The following is a 16068-nucleotide window of genomic DNA, read 5'->3' as shown; positions in this document are numbered from 1 at the left end:
TATCCCATGCCAGACTATGTTAGCATCAGTGAATCCAGGATTACTTCACAGTAAGACCTGGATTCGCGGACGTCTATTTCGAACCTGTGTAACAAACCCAGGAGATTATTGTCCAGAAATATGGCGTTTTTGATTCGGTTATGATTGGGATCAATATTGAAATTATATGCCGATCTGAAATCGGTCTTCTCTAAAATGGAATTTTCAAATTTTGCTTCCGCAAGGTCGCAATTTTGAAATAATGACGCGCTAAGATCCGCACCGCTGAAATCGACATTTCTTAAAGAACAATCCTTAAATTTTATTGTGGCAAGCGTTGTCCCGTGGAAGCTGGAATAGTCCAGCACGCTATTTGAAAATTCAAAAGAAAATAGTGACTTATTGCATTCGGAAAAGTCCACACTGACTATTTTACAGGCAATAAATGCTGCATTTCGAAAACCGGAGCGACTTATATTAACAAGATGGAAATTACAGCCGATGAAATGACAATCAATAAAATCACTGCTGCTAAGATCACATTGCCCGAATTGACAATCTTTGAAGATACAACTGAAAAACTGTCTGTTATGGAACTCAGAACCCGTAATATTATGAAAAGTCTCATTCTGGTGAATGGCAGGATTATGATCTTTATTCATATCTTTCATGGTATTTGTGTCATTATCTTACCTTTTCCACCGTTTGTGTGTCCATAGCCAGCCATATGGATCGGCTTTGATGTTTTCCGTCAGCAAGTCGACATAATGCCGGGTTATCTCGCCTTCAGTTGTGTGTTCCGCCTGCGTGCACAGGGGGATGCACGTTACTTTATAATTTCCTTTCGACAGCTGCGTAATATGCAGGTAGACGACCGCCGATCGGGTTACGCGCGCCAGCTTTTCCATACCTGAAAAGACATAAGTTTGCTGATTCAGCAAATCGAATTTGTATTTATTTTCCCTGGTCTGAGGACATTGATCGGCCAGGAACAGATAGACCGAAGGAGCTGATTTTCGAGTCAGAATATGGCGTATGACCGATTGGTCGGGTAGCAGCTTCATCCCAAACCGCGACCGTAGTTTGATCATCAATTCGTTCAGCACTCGTGATCGCAAGGGTTTGTAAACGGCATACACATCGTGGCCAAGCTTGTAAGGCATCAAATTCAGCATCTCCCAGTTCCCGCAATGTCCCAGACAGGCAATGACATTTCGTCCGGCGTTTGCATGGCTGTCTATAAGCGCCAGATTCTCAAATGTTATCCGCTTATCCAATATTTCTGGGGGAGCGGATATACTTTTTATGATTTCGGCAAAATAGGCGGTAAAGCAGGCATAGAACTTCTTTACGATACACCGGATTTCGCCATATTGCTTATCAGGAAAAGAACGTGCCATGTTTTGAATTACGACTGCTTTCCTGTATCCGGGAATGTAATAGGCAAGGAAAAACGCAAATGAAGCCATTGTATAAAGAAATGCCATCGGTGTCAGGCTCAAAATATAGGCTACATAATAGACACTTTTGTACGTAATGATTTGAAAGGTATGTTTGACTCTCATAAATTAGAACCCCATTTTTAAGCCTACTGACGCATATGGGGAGACAGAGAAATAGTAGTCATTATTTGAAGCGAACATTCCTTTTAAAGTTCTATCGCTGTAAGAGGCAGGACGGTATAGATTTAACCCTACCATGGCAGACATAGATAATCCGGTTTTACCAAACTTTACTTCGGGACGAAGCCCTGTAACTATATATTGATGTGAAAATATTACGTCTTTGTCTTCTTTTTCCAACAAAGCCATTTGCCCGTTCATTTCGAAAGCCAACGATAGTTTTAAAAAATCGTTGAATTTATAACTGGCCGAAACATCCAAACCATCGATCAATTCCGCATTGACGTTTAATTTACCTTGGTGTTTCCAGTTTAGGTACACGGCAGGAAACAGCATGGGATAACCTAAGGAGCTGTTTACTGCCAAGCCACCGCCAATAGCCAGATTGGGTTTCAGGTGGCGAATAAAAACAACACCCGCGCTCCCGAGCACATTTTTGAACCTGATTTTGGAGAAATTCGTGGAGGGAGTAAATACGCCCACACCTACGCTGGCCTTCATCGACCATTTGTCATTCAACGGCCGCAAGTGATAAATTCCTAATTGCAGATTCATAATTTCTGAGACCATATCATCCGTGAAATTTTGGTTGTTTAGCGCGGCGTATGCTCCACTAAGACCAACGCCCCAGGCAGTCGGACGATTATTTTCATTCATTTTTGTAGATAGCGGTATATTGACCGCCCCTTGGTAAACAATGGAAGAGCCTTTACTATCACCAATTTTTTCTCTTGGTTTATCACCGTTTGGCAGAAACCAATAGCCTGAATTTCCAATGAATTCCGTCTTGAAAGATACTTGTTGTGCTTTTCCTTCCAGACATATGATGGATCCCAGAGCTACTGTGAATAATGAGATTGACTTCATGAATTTAAATTTATATTGGCTTATACATTTGTTTTATTTCTCAGCAAAAGTGAGCTGAATCATGCAACATGGAAAGTCATAACCCATGGAGTTCAGAATCTGCAAGGTGAAATGCAGAATGAACGGAATGGAATTTTTCCGTAGCCAATACAAAATGGAGATGAGAGAATGTGCGAAAAATCGCCTGACGCTGGCTTAATCCAGAACGCCGTCCATCCATTTCAGGAAGTCAGGAACGCGTACCCGGCTTACCAGGACTTCGTGCGGGCATGAGGGTGAAAAGGAAAGCTGCAAGCGGCTATTGAAATATTTGGAAACGTTTTCGATGGCTTTTACATTGCCGATGCAATTACGCGATACACGAAAAAACAGACGGTTGTCGAGTTGCTGTTCAATCTGATCTAATGTGTAATTAACAATATGCCTTTTGTCGTGAAATGTGTGCAGGAATACCACACCTTCTTCGCTGTAAAAATGAGCAATATCCGCTGTTTCGATGTAATGGTAATTTTCTCCTTTCGATATCAGGAAACGGTTTTTGGTCCTGACAGCTAATAGCTGCTCAAAATTCTTAGGGTCGGTTTTAGGGGAATGGCTATGGAAAATGTTCTCGAATTTGCTCAGTGCCAACTCCAATTCCTTTTCATCAAAGGGTTTTAACAGGTAATCGATACTGTTGAACTTGAATGCCTTGATCGCGTGCTCGTCATAAGCAGTGGTGAATATAACCGGCGTAGTAACCTCTACATGGTTGAATATCTCGAAGCAGTTGCCGTCGGCAAGTCGAATATCCATAAGGATTAAATCCACGTCTGATGTTTTCAGAAAGGCGATGGTATCGATGACTGTTTTGGTTCGCTTCTCCAACGAATAACCGGGCCGTAATTCTGTCATCATTCGTTTCAGTTCTTCGTATGCAAACCGCTCGTCTTCAACTATCAGATACTTCATGGCTGAATATAAGGGACTTTTACAATAAATTGGCCGCCGGTGTGCGCAACGACGATTTCACGTGCATAGAGTTTATATTGCTTCGTCAGGTATTTTAACCCAATTCCACCTTTGTCGGTATCATTCGATGGCTGAATATTGTTCTCCACCGTAATATATTCGCTGCCGATCGTGATGTTAATATCCAAAGGCGATTCTTCGGTCGCTATATTGTGTTTGAACGCATTCTCCAAAAGTAATTGCAGGGTGAGAGGAATAATATACTTTTTATCGCAATCAACTATTTTGGTTATCGTAATAGTAAAAGAATTTTCAAACCGCATCTTCATCAGGAAAATATACGAATCAAGCGCATTCAGCTCTTCCGCGACAGAAATTTCGGATTGCCGGTTAAGGGAAAGCACATATCGGTAGGTCTTTGAGAGAGCTTTGGTGAACTTATTGGCGTTGTTCGGATTAATGTATATCAAAGAGGAAAGCACATTTAGCGAATTGAACAGGAAATGCGGATTTATCTGAGCTTTTAATGTTTCGTGCTGGAATAGTAATACTTCGCGTTTCGCTTTTTCGGAATCGGCGATGGCTTTTTGTTCGGATTGAAAATAGTATATTAGCTCGAAAACCAGGAGGATAGGGGCATTGGTAAGCATTCCTAAGGCAAATTTAGTGTCGAATGAGGGCAGCCCTTCTTTCGGAATGTGTAACACATCGTATATTATAAAATCGAAAATCCATAATAATGACAGGCATATCATGATCAGCCCCGTCAGGTCGGCGATGATGCGGTATAAAATATTTTTGGAATAAGGTAAATGCTTGTTGAGAAATACCAAGAGTTTGTAATCTGCCGCACACATCGTAAAGATCACTATATAATGGGCTGACAATTGGATATGAAAATTTCTCCATAAATCATCTTCCATTACAATGTTGCTCAAAAGCATTTGACACAGTGCATAGAGCAGCGTGGAGAAGAAAAAAATAAGAAAGAGCTTTACATTATCCCCTTTTATGTAACGCATTATCGTGAACGGAGTGAATCAGAGCAGAAAAGTAGAATATTAGCCGGAGATTTGAGAGGGATTTTCCGGTTTTTCTGATGAACTTCATTATTCGGGGGTTGAATTGAAGTTTGATGGGCATCAGCTCTGAAATAGGTCGGGTTAACTGTCTGGAATGTTCAGTTTTCGCTGCTGTACAGCAGCTCCTATTTTCAATTCTGCCTGCTTCCTGATGACGGGATACGGCGGTCATGTATTTTTAATCCCTGTTAGCATCCTTCCGGTTCCGGAACGTCTGAGTTTGCGTTCTGCGGAACCGGTAGGCAAACCCCAGCCTGAACCGAGCCGCGTTGAAGTTGCTGGTGCGGTCGATAAAATAACTAGCGCCCTTGGTTAGCGTTCTGAGTTTGTTGGTATTCAGAATGTTGGTTCCGTCGAGGGTCAGCGTGCCCTGATCTCTGAAAAGACTTTTACTGAAACCCGACGCCAGATAATAGTAGGGTCTTGTACGGCTTTGGGCATTGTTATCAGGCCCCTGGGCGTCCATTCGGATCTGAAATGTCAGTTTCCAGGGTAATTTTACACGCATATTCAACCGGCCGTTCCAGGAATGGTTTGAAAAATTGAAATCATTTTCCCTGTGAAAACCATATTGACGGAATGCGTAGCAGGTATACTGGCCATTTACCGACAACCATTCCAGCGGGTTGTAAGCTGCTGAAAGCTCGGTACCATAACGTGTTTCACCATCCAGGTTAAAAGGCATGGTTACCATCACTTCCCGTTCATTCTGGTAGGTATATTGCTGAAATGGTCCGGTAGCGAAATGCGCATAGAGCGTCAGCGTGAATGCGAGCTTACCCCAATGCTTCGTTAAAGCCAGCTCGGCCGCGTGCGTGTAGGAGGGATTGAGACCAGGATTTCCGACAAACTGGGCATTGAAGTCCGTTACTTCATTGAACGGGTAAAGATACCATAAGGCGGGCCGGCTGATCCGCCGGGCGTAGTTCGCCTGGACCGTCGTTTTTTCGTTTAAGGTATAGCTGACATTCAGCGTCGGGAACAGGCGTCCATAATGCCTCCGGTTACTGAAATCACCCTTCCTGTCATGAATGTCAACCCGCGTATGTTCGTAGCGAAGGCCCAGTTGGTAAGTGAGTTTGCCCGGTCGACTTCGGTATTGTGCGTAACCCGCGCCAATTTTTTCGCGGTAGTCGAGCTGGTTGTCGATTTGGTCCAGAATATCCCAGCTGCCATCCGAATATTCTTCCGCCTTATAATTGCTCATCACCGACCTGGTTTCTACTTTCAAGCCCGTTTCAAAAGCGGATTTGTCTGAAAATGGGTACACAAAATCGGTTTGTATGGCAAGATCCCTGCTATCACCGAGCGAAACCGTTCTGACCGGCATCCGTGCAGTTTCGCCGGGAAAGGTTTTACGCGTTGATAGGTCCCAGGTTTTATCGCTGTCCCAAAAATCGTATTGCAGGTCGATTGTGAACTTCTTGCCTTCCCTTTCAAAAGTCCTGGCAAAACCCGCTTCAACCTGGTTGTAGCTGCGGGATTCGCGCGAGGCGCCGAGGCGGGTAATGCTGCTGTCAACGACGGTTTTGCCAAAAGTATAGTCGAGGGTGGTGCGGTCTACGTCTTTAGTCGCATTTTTAAAGAATGCCAGAGTGAGTGTATTCTTCGAATTGATCAGATAATCGCCTCCCAGATAAATCAGCCGGCCATCGTCGTGCCGGTTTTCGTGATGCACTTTTTCCAGCGAGATGGCATGAATGCCCGTTGCGGTTTGTTTCGTGCTGTAAAACCCGACATAATCGGAGTATCGGCCGCCCAAAGTAGCGAAGAGGGTGAACTTGCTGGCTTTGAAGTTCAAATTGGCATTGAGATTATAATCATCGGGATATCCGGCCGCCAGTCGCACCTGACCATTGAATTTCTCCTTACTGTTTTTTTTCAGGATAATGTTGATGATCCCCGCGGAGCCGGCAGCGTCATACCGCGCGGAAGGGCTAGTCATTACCTCGATCCTTTCGATACTGCCGGCCGGGATTTGCGAGAGGATGGTGGCTGGTGGAAGCCCCGACCGGCGCCCGTCGACCAGCAAGGTCACATTACTGTTGCCCCTGAGCCTGACAGTTCCACCAGCATCGGCTGATACAGACGGAATGCCGTTGAGCACATCACCCACCGCGCCGCTTTGCGACAGGATGTCCTTGCCGACGCGGTAAACCCTCCTGTCGAGTTTGATATCGACATCGGATCTTTCGGCGGTGATCCGTATTTCACGCAGAGAAATGGTGTCCCGCTCAAGGGACCCGCCTCGGCCTGCTGCCGTGGAATCCGCTGGCGGTGTGGACGGTAATTGCTGGCCGTAAAGGGCAAAAGCCGACATGAAAACCACGCATGCGATCGGGCTGACGCGGTAGAACAGGCCGGAGGCAGGCTTGATGATCAGTGCGTGCAATGCGCCGGGAGTAAAACGGGAATGTCGTTTAAAGAAAGTCAGGATCGGCATAAACATTCTGATTTAGTTCAGCGCAAATGAACATGATTGAAACCATCGCTTTCCAGGATTTAGCCGAAGTACAGTTCTGGGCCTTTATAAAGCAGAAATCAGCGCCGTTGCTGAATACGGGGTGAAAAAATGTAGAAACCGAGCCTAAAACAGGCGTCTGTCGAATAGTAAATAACCGAAGGTTTCAAATGTTAACTTTAACGGCGGATTCATAGCACCTTTACTTTCACGTTAGAATGAACCAACGCTTTTACATCGCAAACAACCGGTTGCTTACCCATGTCCTTTTCTGGCTGGGGTACCTGTTTGTGTATACCGGTGTGCACGCGGAGGGAGAAGACGGGCTTTTGAGTTACTTCTGGATCGAGCTGCAGGGAATGCCCGCAGCCATGCTGGTCACGTACGTGAATGTGTACGTGTTGTTCCCGCGGTTTTTTGTATCCCAAAAATATGTAGCCTACGCGGCGTCGGCAGTGCTGCTGTTGTTCATTGCTTCCCTCATGAACAGGGTCCTGATCGAGCGGATTATCGAGCCCAATTTTTTCCCGGACACAACCTACTATGAACCGATATTTGTTTGGTACCTGCTTTTCAAGGGCATGCTCTGGTTCCTGGCGCCGGTGTTACTGTTTACGCTGTTGATCAAAGCCATTGGGCATTGGGTCGATCAGGAGCGCGTTTACCAGGAAACGCTCAGTGAGAAGCTGGCTGCCGAGCTGAACCTGCTGAAAGCCCAGGTGCATCCGCATTTTCTTTTCAATACGCTTAATAACCTCTATGCACTCACGCTGCAATCGGCCCCCGCCGCGCCTCAGGTGGTGCTGAAACTCTCGGAACTGATGAGTTACATGCTCTACGAGTCGCAGACGGAAATCATTTCACTCGAAAAGGAAATCGGGCACATTCAAAATTATATTGCGCTCGAAAAACTCCGGTACGGGGACAGGCTGGATGTTTCGGTCACTGCGTCCGGGGAAACCAAGGGCAAAACGATAGCGCCGCTGCTGCTGATTCCCTTCGTCGAAAATGCTTTCAAACATGGCGTAAGCGACGAGACGGACCATGTTTGGGTGACGATCGATCTGAAAGTTAAAGATGGCTGGCTCGGTGTGAAAGTGGAAAACAGTCATACCGGCGCAGAAAACCGGGAGAGCGCGAATGCTATTTCGGGAGGTATTGGCCTGGGAAATGTGAAACGCCGGCTGGCCCTGCTGTATCCCGATAGCCACAAGCTCGTGCTGGCAAAGGAAGCGGAATATTTCAGCGTCGACCTTAAAATAAGACTATAACAAAGCCATGACAGCAAGCAAAATCACGTGCCTGGTCGTAGACGATGAGCCCCTGGCGATATCGGTCCTGCAAGATTACATTGGCCAACTGGAAACGCTGACGCTCGCCGGCACGTGCAGCAATGCCGTTGAGGCACTGCTTTTTCTGCAAAAGAACAAGGTGGATCTGCTGTTCCTGGACATTCAAATGCCGAAGCTCAGCGGCATAGATTTCCTGAAAACCCTGCCTAACAGGCCGAAGGTCATTTTCACGACGGCCTTCCGGGAATATGCGCTGGAAGGCTTCGAGCTCAATGTCCTGGATTATCTCCTGAAACCTATTCCATTTGACCGGTTCCTGGTGGCGATCAATAAGTACTATTCTGCCGGCGCGTCGGCCGGTACCCTGCCGGCATTGCTGGTTCCCGCCGGGCAGGAAAGCGTCGCCGATCATTTTATTTATCTTAAATCGGACAAAAAAATGGTCAAGGTGTTCCTGCGTGAAATCCTTTACATCGAAAGCCTTAAAGATTACGTCAAGGTAAAAACTGCTTCCGGCGAGATTGTCAGCTACCAGCGGATCAGTTATCTGGAAGAAAAATTGCCCGACCGCCGGTTCCTGCGCATTCACCGAGCCTTCATTATCGCAACCGACAAGATCAGGTCTTTCAACAGTTCGATGATCGAAGTAGGAGGTAAGGAGCTGCCCATCGGCCGTCAATACAAATCGGAAGTAATGAAAGCATTAGGTATTCAGGACTGAAAGGCATTTAACAAAAGTAGAGGCTGGCCAGAAAAGCCTCGGCTGGAACTTATTTCGTGGTCTATTATAAACTGCGAAATGCGGCTTTAAAAACCTTTGATTTAAAGCTGTAAGCGAATCTCCGGTCCGGCGTGTAAACCGTACAATTTAAGCTCGTCATCGAGGAAGCCTCCAATGCTTACTCCGACACCAAGTCTGTCTTTTATGACGATATACGATTTTAGATATAATGGTACTGATATACGCATTGAAGATGATTCACCAATGAAAACTCCGCAACCGCTACTACAAGGCTCTCTATATGGATACTTAAGTCTTCTGATCCTTATGCCCAAGCCAGTACCTGCCGTTGTTTTAAATTTATTATTTATGTCAATGATATTGTAATTGAGTGTAAAAAAAGCATGTGAGTCGTATCCTCTTGCGTTAGTGGTCTCTGTCTTATACTTTGTTATTTCATCCCAGGCGTTGGATCTCGTATCGTCGTAATAATCGAATTTTCCAGAAAGGAAAGAAGTCATTAAAGATAGTTTTTTTGCGACTTGATACTGAAAGTACATTGAAACATAGTCCTTCGAAATGCTTCTGTTTGAATCTGCGGGCAGGTATGTCTTTGGAATTTCCGGCGCCGAGTATTTGCCATAACTGATACTAACCGAATATTTTCTCTCCTGCGAAAACGCCGAAGTGTATATAAGCACGAAAAATAAGGTTAAAAATCTCACGCTTCTGATAAAAACGACGGGTGATTTGAAAGAAAATTAAAGTTGCAGGATTTACTTTAATTAACCATCAATCGCTCCAAAGTTTTAACTGTCTCTTTTAATAACTATGGTAGGATCAAGAGCGTCTTTTTAAAACTAAAAGCGGGTGTTCTGATTGTGGGTTTCCATGCATTCAGGTACCCCGAAAGGCATAGTATGTGCAACATTGTTGCATTTTAAGATTTGCTTTTATAATTTGCAACATTGTTGCAAATTATAAAAGCTTACATATGAATCAAGACAAAATGCCCGTGACCGTGCTCAGTGGATTTTTGGGCGCCGGAAAAACCACCTTGTTGAACCACATTCTTCATAACCGGCAAGGCATGAAGGTAGCCGTGATCGTCAACGATATGAGTGAGATCAATGTTGATGCCAGGCTCGTGGAAGGAGAACAGAAGCTCAGCCGCACCGAGGAACGGCTCGTCGAAATGTCCAACGGCTGTATATGCTGCACGTTGCGCGAAGATCTGATGATCGAGGTGGAGAAACTGGCAAAAGAGAACCGTTTCGACTACCTGTTGATCGAGAGTACGGGTATTTCAGAGCCTGTTCCGATTGCGCAAACGTTCCATTTCGTTGACGAGCAAAGCGGTATCGACCTGTCACGCTGGGCGACCATCGACTGTATGGTGACCGTGGTGGACGCATTCAACTTTGCCAGAGATTTCGGTTCCATGGACACCATCTACAGTCGGAAACTGAATGACGACCAGGATCACCGCACGATCGTTAACCTGCTGACCGATCAGATCGAATTTGCCGACGTTATTATCCTCAACAAAACAGATCTCGTCCCGCCCCATAGACTGAAAGAGCTGCACGCGATCATCAAAGCCCTGAACCCGGGATCCCGGATCATTGAAAGCAGCTTTTCAAAAATTGATATCCATGAAGTCATCAATACCGGGTTGTTCGATTACGGGCAAGCCGAGCAGGCTGCGGGTTGGATCCGCGAATTGGAGAAAGCCGGGAATGGCGGGCACATGCCCGAAACGGAGGAGTACGGGATCAGTTCGTTTGTATTTCGCGACGCACGGCCTTTTCACCCGGAACGTTTCTGGGACTACATCCAGCACAACTGGCCGGCGGGCATCATCCGGAGCAAAGGGTTGTGCTGGCTCGCGTCGCGTGCCAGTCAGGCATTGAACTGGAGCCAGGCGGGCGGCTCGGTGCGGGCTGAGTCGGCGGGCGTTTGGTGGGCAAGCATGCCGCCCGAACAGCGGCAGCGTCACCAGGCGTATATCGATAACCGGGAGGCCATCGAGGCGCGTTGGGGAGAGTTTGGGGACCGGATCAACGAGCTTGTACTGATCGGTCAGGACCTGGATCAGCCGCAGATCATTAGAGAACTGGCGGCGTGTCTGTGCACGGCACGGGAGATACGGCTCATGGAAAGTGGTGCCCGCTTCACTGATCCATTCCCCAATCTATAACCCCGGCCCGACATATGCACAGGATTATTACGCTGAGAGCCATCGTACCATTTTGGTTTTGCGCAATGCTTTGTTGGGGGAAGGCCGCCTATGGCCAGTATACGGTGTATGGCCACGTGAGCGACCCTGATGGGCAGCCGTTGATCGGGACACACGTGTCGCTGGTTGTTTCCGGGCAGGCGAAGCTCTTTCAAACGACGGTCAGCAATGGTGAAGGCGGGTTTACATTCGAAGCCGTCGGAGAAGGTATTTATATTCTAAATGCGTCAATGGTCGGTTTCCGGACGGAAAACAGCGATACCGTTGTGATTGATGCCGGCAGTTCCCCCAATATCCGCCGCAACATCGTGATGCGGGGATCGGCTGCGGAATTGCAAGCTGTGACGATCATATCTCGCAAAGAGGCCATTGAAATAGATAATGGGAAACTGGTCTTTCATGTGGCGGCCAGCCCGCTCAGCTCAGGATCGTCGGCTTTGGATTTGCTTCGGAAATTACCTGGTGTGAGTATAGGGCAGAATGACCAGATTATGCTCAAAGGTGCTGCGGGAATCAATGTGATGATCGACGGAAAAATGACCTATCTGTCGGAACAGCAACTCGTGCAGCTGCTGCGGGGGATGAGCGGCGAAAGTATCAGTAAAATCGAGCTTTTGACGACTCCTGGTGCCGAATATGACGCTGCGGGCAACGCGGGAATTATCCATTTTGTCACAAAGAAAAACCTCGTTGCCGGGTATTCGCTGGATATTCGCACAGCGGTTTCAAAAGGGAAGTTCTGGATGAACAACCAAAACGTGGCGGGGAGTTACCGCGGCGGCAAGCTTAATGCTTTTGCTTCATTTGACTACAACACCCCGCACCGGTTTATGGAAAGCCGCAACGGCAACACGATTGTGCAGCGCGAACGGAAAGTTATCCTCGACCGGAAGCTGGAGACGCCCACGAAGATCAATTTTTACACTTTCAAAGCAAATTTAGACTGGCAATTAGCCCGCGCGCACCAGCTTACGCTCAGCTACAATGGGTACATCGATGACTATGTGAAAGACAATGCGCTGTCGCGCGTGCGCAAGTATGACGCGCAGGGTGCTTTAACGGGCATTACCGAAAGTACGAATTACCTGGAAGAACCTTACCATTATGATGCGGCCAACCTCGGCTATGTGTTTGCGATCGACAGCACGGGAAAGAAACTATCGGCCGACGCGCATTATATTTCCTACCGCAATTTCTCAGACGGCATACTCACGACCCGCTATCTGAGCCCGGGAGGCGAAACGAGCGGGCCTGGCGAACTGCTCCGTGTGCACCAGCCCGGCTCAGTCACGATCCGGTCGGTGAAGGCGGACCTGGATCTTCCATTCTCCGGGGCTATGTTCAAGGCAGGATTCAAATATGCCGACATCAGTAATGAGGCCAATTACCAGTTCGATTCATTGGTGAACGGTGCATTTGTGGAGGCCGCTTCCATGTCCAACCGTTTCCGGTATCGCGAGCAGATCGCCGCGGGTTACACTTCGCTGGCAGGCAAATGGCGCAACACGCGCTGGGAGGCTGGGCTGCGGCTCGAATCTACTTATGCGAAGGGTTTGACGAGGGAGGCGGATATCAATACAAAATGGCGGTACACGCAACTTTTTCCGTCGCTGTCCTTAGAGCAGCTGATCCACGCGGATCACAAGGTCGATATTTCCGTCAGCCGGAGGATCAGTCGGCCTGCCTACTCGTCGCTGAACCCGGTGCGGTGGTACTATGATCAGTATTTTTACTATGCAGGAAATCCCTACCTCCGCCCTGAAATGGCCTGGGCCTACTCGGCGGGGTATACATTTAAGGAGCGCTATGTACTTACAGCAAGTCACTCTAAAAGGCGCGGGTATCTTTCGCGGAGATTGGTGATCGAAGAAAACTCCCAGGCGGTGATCAGCCAGAGCGCCAATCTCGGTAATATGCGACGGTTCGACCTGACGTTGTCCGCCCCACCGCGTCTGGCCGCATTCTGGGATTTACAGCTCACCGCTGGCGTGAACCATACCCGCTATCCAATCCCTTCTTTGGAACGCGACATGCTCATCGGCAGATGGGCGGCCAATGCGATGCTCAGTCAGCGTTTGAAACTCGCCGCAGGTTTCCATGCGGAGCTTTCCGCGACATGGAATTCCAGCGAACTGTGGGGCATTTATCAGAAACAAAGTATTTTCTTCACGGATTTCGGGCTGAAAAAGTCATTGTTCGACCAAAAAATCGAACTGCGCTTTGCGTTCAGCGATTTTCTGCGTACCAACAGGTATCGTGGTTTTTCACTCACAGATTACACCGATTACCATTACGACGACCTTCCCGACACGCGGCGCTTCACCCTTTCCGTGAAATACCATTTCGGAGGACAGTGGCAACCGGGGCAGACGCGGCGTATCGAGGAGCAGGACAGGTTGTAAATCAGAAGCGGAACGTAAGCGTGAGTGTCGCATTCCGGGGTGCTCCCGGAAACAGGCGAAGGTAGTTCTGTGCGCCCAGCCAGTAGGTTTTGTTCAGTAAATTCCCGGCATTGAGTGCCAGCTGGACATTGCTTCTGGCTGGCGTATAGTACAGAGCGGCATCGAAAATCGTGAATGCGGGGACGGTGAATGTGCGGGTGAACCAGGGTATCTTCGTGCCCTGATGCTGCACGCCAAGCCCGATTCCCAGTCCTTTCAATGCCGAGATGCCTGCGAAATTATACCGGGTCCACAGATTGGCGCTGTGCCGGGGTGTATTCTGTTTTCTGGCGCCGATCAGGCTCTCGTCCCGGTCGCGGGTGATCACCGCGTCGATAAAACTGTACGAGGCATTTATCTGCCATTCGGGAGTAATGTAGCCGGCTAGGTCCCATTCTATGCCCCGGCTGCGCTCGGCACCGCGGGTCACGAGCAGGTCGGGGTTTGCCGGGTCGTTGGCATTCATCAGGATGTTTTTCTGTATAATTTCATACAATGCAAGGTTAATCCTCACACGATTACCTGGCAGATCAGCTTTCAGTCCGACCTCTTTCAGATTGCTTCGCAGCGGGTCGAACTGGCTTTCCGCAGGCAATGTGCCGGTCTGCGGCATGAGTGTCACGGTGTTGGATTGAGGCTGAAAACCTTCCAGATATGTGCCATATACATTCAATGCCTTGGAAATGGCGTAAGTCAGCCCAAGCCTTGGAAGCACTGCAGTTTTGTGGACCGTGAGTGTGTTGGGGGCTTTGTAGTGAGTAATGTCCTCAAACCACTCGTGCCGAAGGCTAAGTAAAACTGTTAGTTTGCTAATCTGCATTTGCTCCTGAACGTAGATGGCATGGGTGGTTGTCCGTGCGGAGGGGAGGGCAGTGCGTACATTTAAGTTGTAATCTTCGACGTTCCGGATCGTGTACACCGGGTTTTGGAGGTCGAAATGGTTTACGTTCGGTTTAGGGAGTGTTCGGCCATTGACGTTGATTGTCTGGTAACCCGCGGCATTGGACGGCACAAACGAGGCCGCCACGGTTCCGTCTTTCAGTAGAAAACCCCTGGCCGCATTTTGCCCTCCTCCTTTGAGCTTGCGCCAGCTGCTCAGGTCGTAACCCGCGAGGAGCTTGTGGGTGAGTTTACCGGTATTGAAACTGAAATTGAAATAGGCGTTCAGGTTATCGATATTCCAGTACTGCTGACGCTGCACGAATTGCATGGCTGCCAGGCTGGTGACCGGCTGATTGTCGATGTCCGGAGCGAATGTATTGGTGGTGCGGTGTTCCTGCAAATCCTCGGTCCATGATTGTTTCATATAAGCCGCATTGAAGCTGATCTGCGATGTGAGCTTTTGGGCCAGACTGCCCATGATGATCATTTCTTTGGAATTGAAGAAATCGTTGGGCGCACCCAGATTCAGGCTGATCGGCGTACTGTTGAGTGCTGTTTTTCCTGCTGTCGCGCCGAAAATGGGCTGACCCCGGTCGAGCGTGCCGTTCATGTTGCTATAAACCAGCTCCGCGTTGAGCGCCGTTTTGTCGTTGGGGATGTAACTGAGCGACGGGGAAATCAGCACGGCTTTGCTGCCGACCATATCCCGGAACGAACGCGCCTGCTGATAAGCTCCGTTGATCCGGTAAAGCAAGGTTTTGGATTCATTCAGCGGACCTGTGAAATCCAGCGTGCCGCGAAAGGTGCTGAAACTGCCCGCGCTCAGGCTCGCCTCCTTACGCTGGTTCGTCAATGGCTTTTTGGTCACCAGGTTAATACTCCCGCCGGGATCTACCGACGAAAACGTAGCGCTCGCCGGTCCTTTGATCACTTCCACGCGCTCGATGTTGGCTGTCAGTGGTTGCAGGAAATAGTACTGGCGCGTCCGCATTCCGTTCACGATCTGCCCTTCCTCATTCTGGCTGATGCCGCGGATCGTGTACTGATTGTAGTAACTGGATGGGATCACGCCGCTGGCGATCTTCACCGCGTCGGCGAGTTGAAACGCCTGCCGGTCGGCCATCAATTCCTTGGTAATGGACGTGATGGATTGCGGAATGTCCTTGTTCAATGCCGAGATCCGCATGGCGGAAAAAGAATAATCGCTGTTGTAATCTTTCGCCGCACGGCCGGTCACTTCCACGCTTTGAAGCTGATTAGCCTCCGGCTGTAATTCAATCTGCATCTGATCGGGTGAGGCTTTCAATTTAGCCGTTTTGTAGCCCAGAAAACTGACCTGGATCGTACCCCGGCCTTCCAGTGAAAATTGCCCCGCCGAATCGGTAACTGTTCCGTTGCCGGTGCCGGTGAGCGAAACGGCCGCCCCGGCGATCTTCGAGCCTGTGGCCGCGTCCGAAACCGAGCCCGTGATGCGCTGCGCGTTTGCGGACAACGCAGTAATTAAAAACAATAAGGTAAAAGTCCGGTTCAT

At 48.5% G+C, this 16068-nt stretch carries 12 protein-coding genes; 4 read left to right on the top strand and 8 right to left on the bottom strand.

Features of this window, described 5'->3' with window-relative positions:
* Positions 1-14: 14 nt before the first annotated feature.
* The 6 genes from BP71_RS10715 to BP71_RS10690 all read right to left on the bottom strand — a co-directional run bounded on the left by BP71_RS10715 (position 15) and on the right by BP71_RS10690 (position 6944).
* The gene (locus BP71_RS10715) at positions 15-641 is read right to left on the bottom strand and encodes a pentapeptide repeat-containing protein (protein WP_496378918.1); all 627 of its coding nucleotides are present in this window, start codon (positions 639-641) and stop codon (positions 15-17) included.
* Between the two features lie 27 nt (positions 642-668).
* On the bottom strand, positions 669-1544 hold the full coding sequence (locus tag BP71_RS10710) for a lysophospholipid acyltransferase family protein (protein WP_496378916.1): 876 nt from the start codon (positions 1542-1544) through the stop codon (positions 669-671).
* Positions 1545-1547: 3 nt separating this feature from the next.
* Positions 1548-2468: a DUF6268 family outer membrane beta-barrel protein gene (locus tag BP71_RS10705; RefSeq protein WP_496378914.1), complete on the bottom strand. Its 921-nt coding sequence runs from the start codon at positions 2466-2468 to the stop codon at positions 1548-1550.
* Between the two features lie 195 nt (positions 2469-2663).
* On the bottom strand, positions 2664-3419 hold the full coding sequence (locus tag BP71_RS10700) for a LytR/AlgR family response regulator transcription factor (RefSeq protein WP_496378912.1): 756 nt from the start codon (positions 3417-3419) through the stop codon (positions 2664-2666).
* On the bottom strand, positions 3416-4441 hold the full coding sequence (locus BP71_RS10695; RefSeq protein WP_496378910.1) for a sensor histidine kinase: 1026 nt from the start codon (positions 4439-4441) through the stop codon (positions 3416-3418). The genes BP71_RS10700 and BP71_RS10695 overlap by 4 nt, the downstream gene beginning before the upstream one ends.
* Positions 4442-4679: 238 nt before the next feature.
* Positions 4680-6944: a TonB-dependent receptor domain-containing protein gene (locus tag BP71_RS10690; RefSeq protein ID WP_496378908.1), complete on the bottom strand. Its 2265-nt coding sequence runs from the start codon at positions 6942-6944 to the stop codon at positions 4680-4682.
* Between the two features lie 236 nt (positions 6945-7180).
* Between BP71_RS10690 and BP71_RS10685 the strand changes: the two genes are divergently transcribed.
* Positions 7181-8233, top strand: coding sequence for a sensor histidine kinase (locus tag BP71_RS10685; RefSeq protein WP_496378906.1), 1053 nt, complete (start codon positions 7181-7183; stop codon positions 8231-8233).
* Positions 8234-8240: 7 nt separating this feature from the next.
* A complete protein-coding gene (locus BP71_RS10680) occupies positions 8241-8975 on the top strand; it encodes a LytR/AlgR family response regulator transcription factor (protein WP_496378904.1) in 735 nt (244 codons plus the stop codon).
* A 101-nt stretch (positions 8976-9076) separates the two neighbouring features.
* Here BP71_RS10680 and BP71_RS10675 read toward each other — a convergent pair whose 3' ends face one another.
* A complete protein-coding gene (locus tag BP71_RS10675) occupies positions 9077-9676 on the bottom strand; it encodes a hypothetical protein (RefSeq protein WP_496378902.1) in 600 nt (199 codons plus the stop codon).
* A gap of 293 nt (positions 9677-9969) precedes the next feature.
* On the opposite strand from BP71_RS10675, the gene BP71_RS10670 reads away from it, so the two are divergent.
* The gene (locus tag BP71_RS10670; protein ID WP_496378900.1) at positions 9970-11175 is read left to right on the top strand and encodes a GTP-binding protein; all 1206 of its coding nucleotides are present in this window, start codon (positions 9970-9972) and stop codon (positions 11173-11175) included.
* 14 nt (positions 11176-11189) lie between these two features.
* Positions 11190-13616 carry an outer membrane beta-barrel protein gene (locus tag BP71_RS10665; RefSeq protein ID WP_496378898.1) on the top strand — a complete coding sequence of 809 codons (2427 nt, stop codon included), beginning with the start codon at positions 11190-11192 and terminating at the stop codon, positions 13614-13616.
* Position 13617: 1 nt separating this feature from the next.
* Here BP71_RS10665 and BP71_RS10660 read toward each other — a convergent pair whose 3' ends face one another.
* Positions 13618-16068: a TonB-dependent receptor domain-containing protein gene (locus tag BP71_RS10660; RefSeq protein WP_496378896.1), complete on the bottom strand. Its 2451-nt coding sequence runs from the start codon at positions 16066-16068 to the stop codon at positions 13618-13620.

The sequence above is a fragment of the Dyadobacter ginsengisoli DSM 21015 genome, from assembly GCF_059568735.1.
The sequence above is the reverse complement of the archived record's forward strand: the minus strand, read 5'-3'. Positions and strand labels throughout refer to the sequence as shown.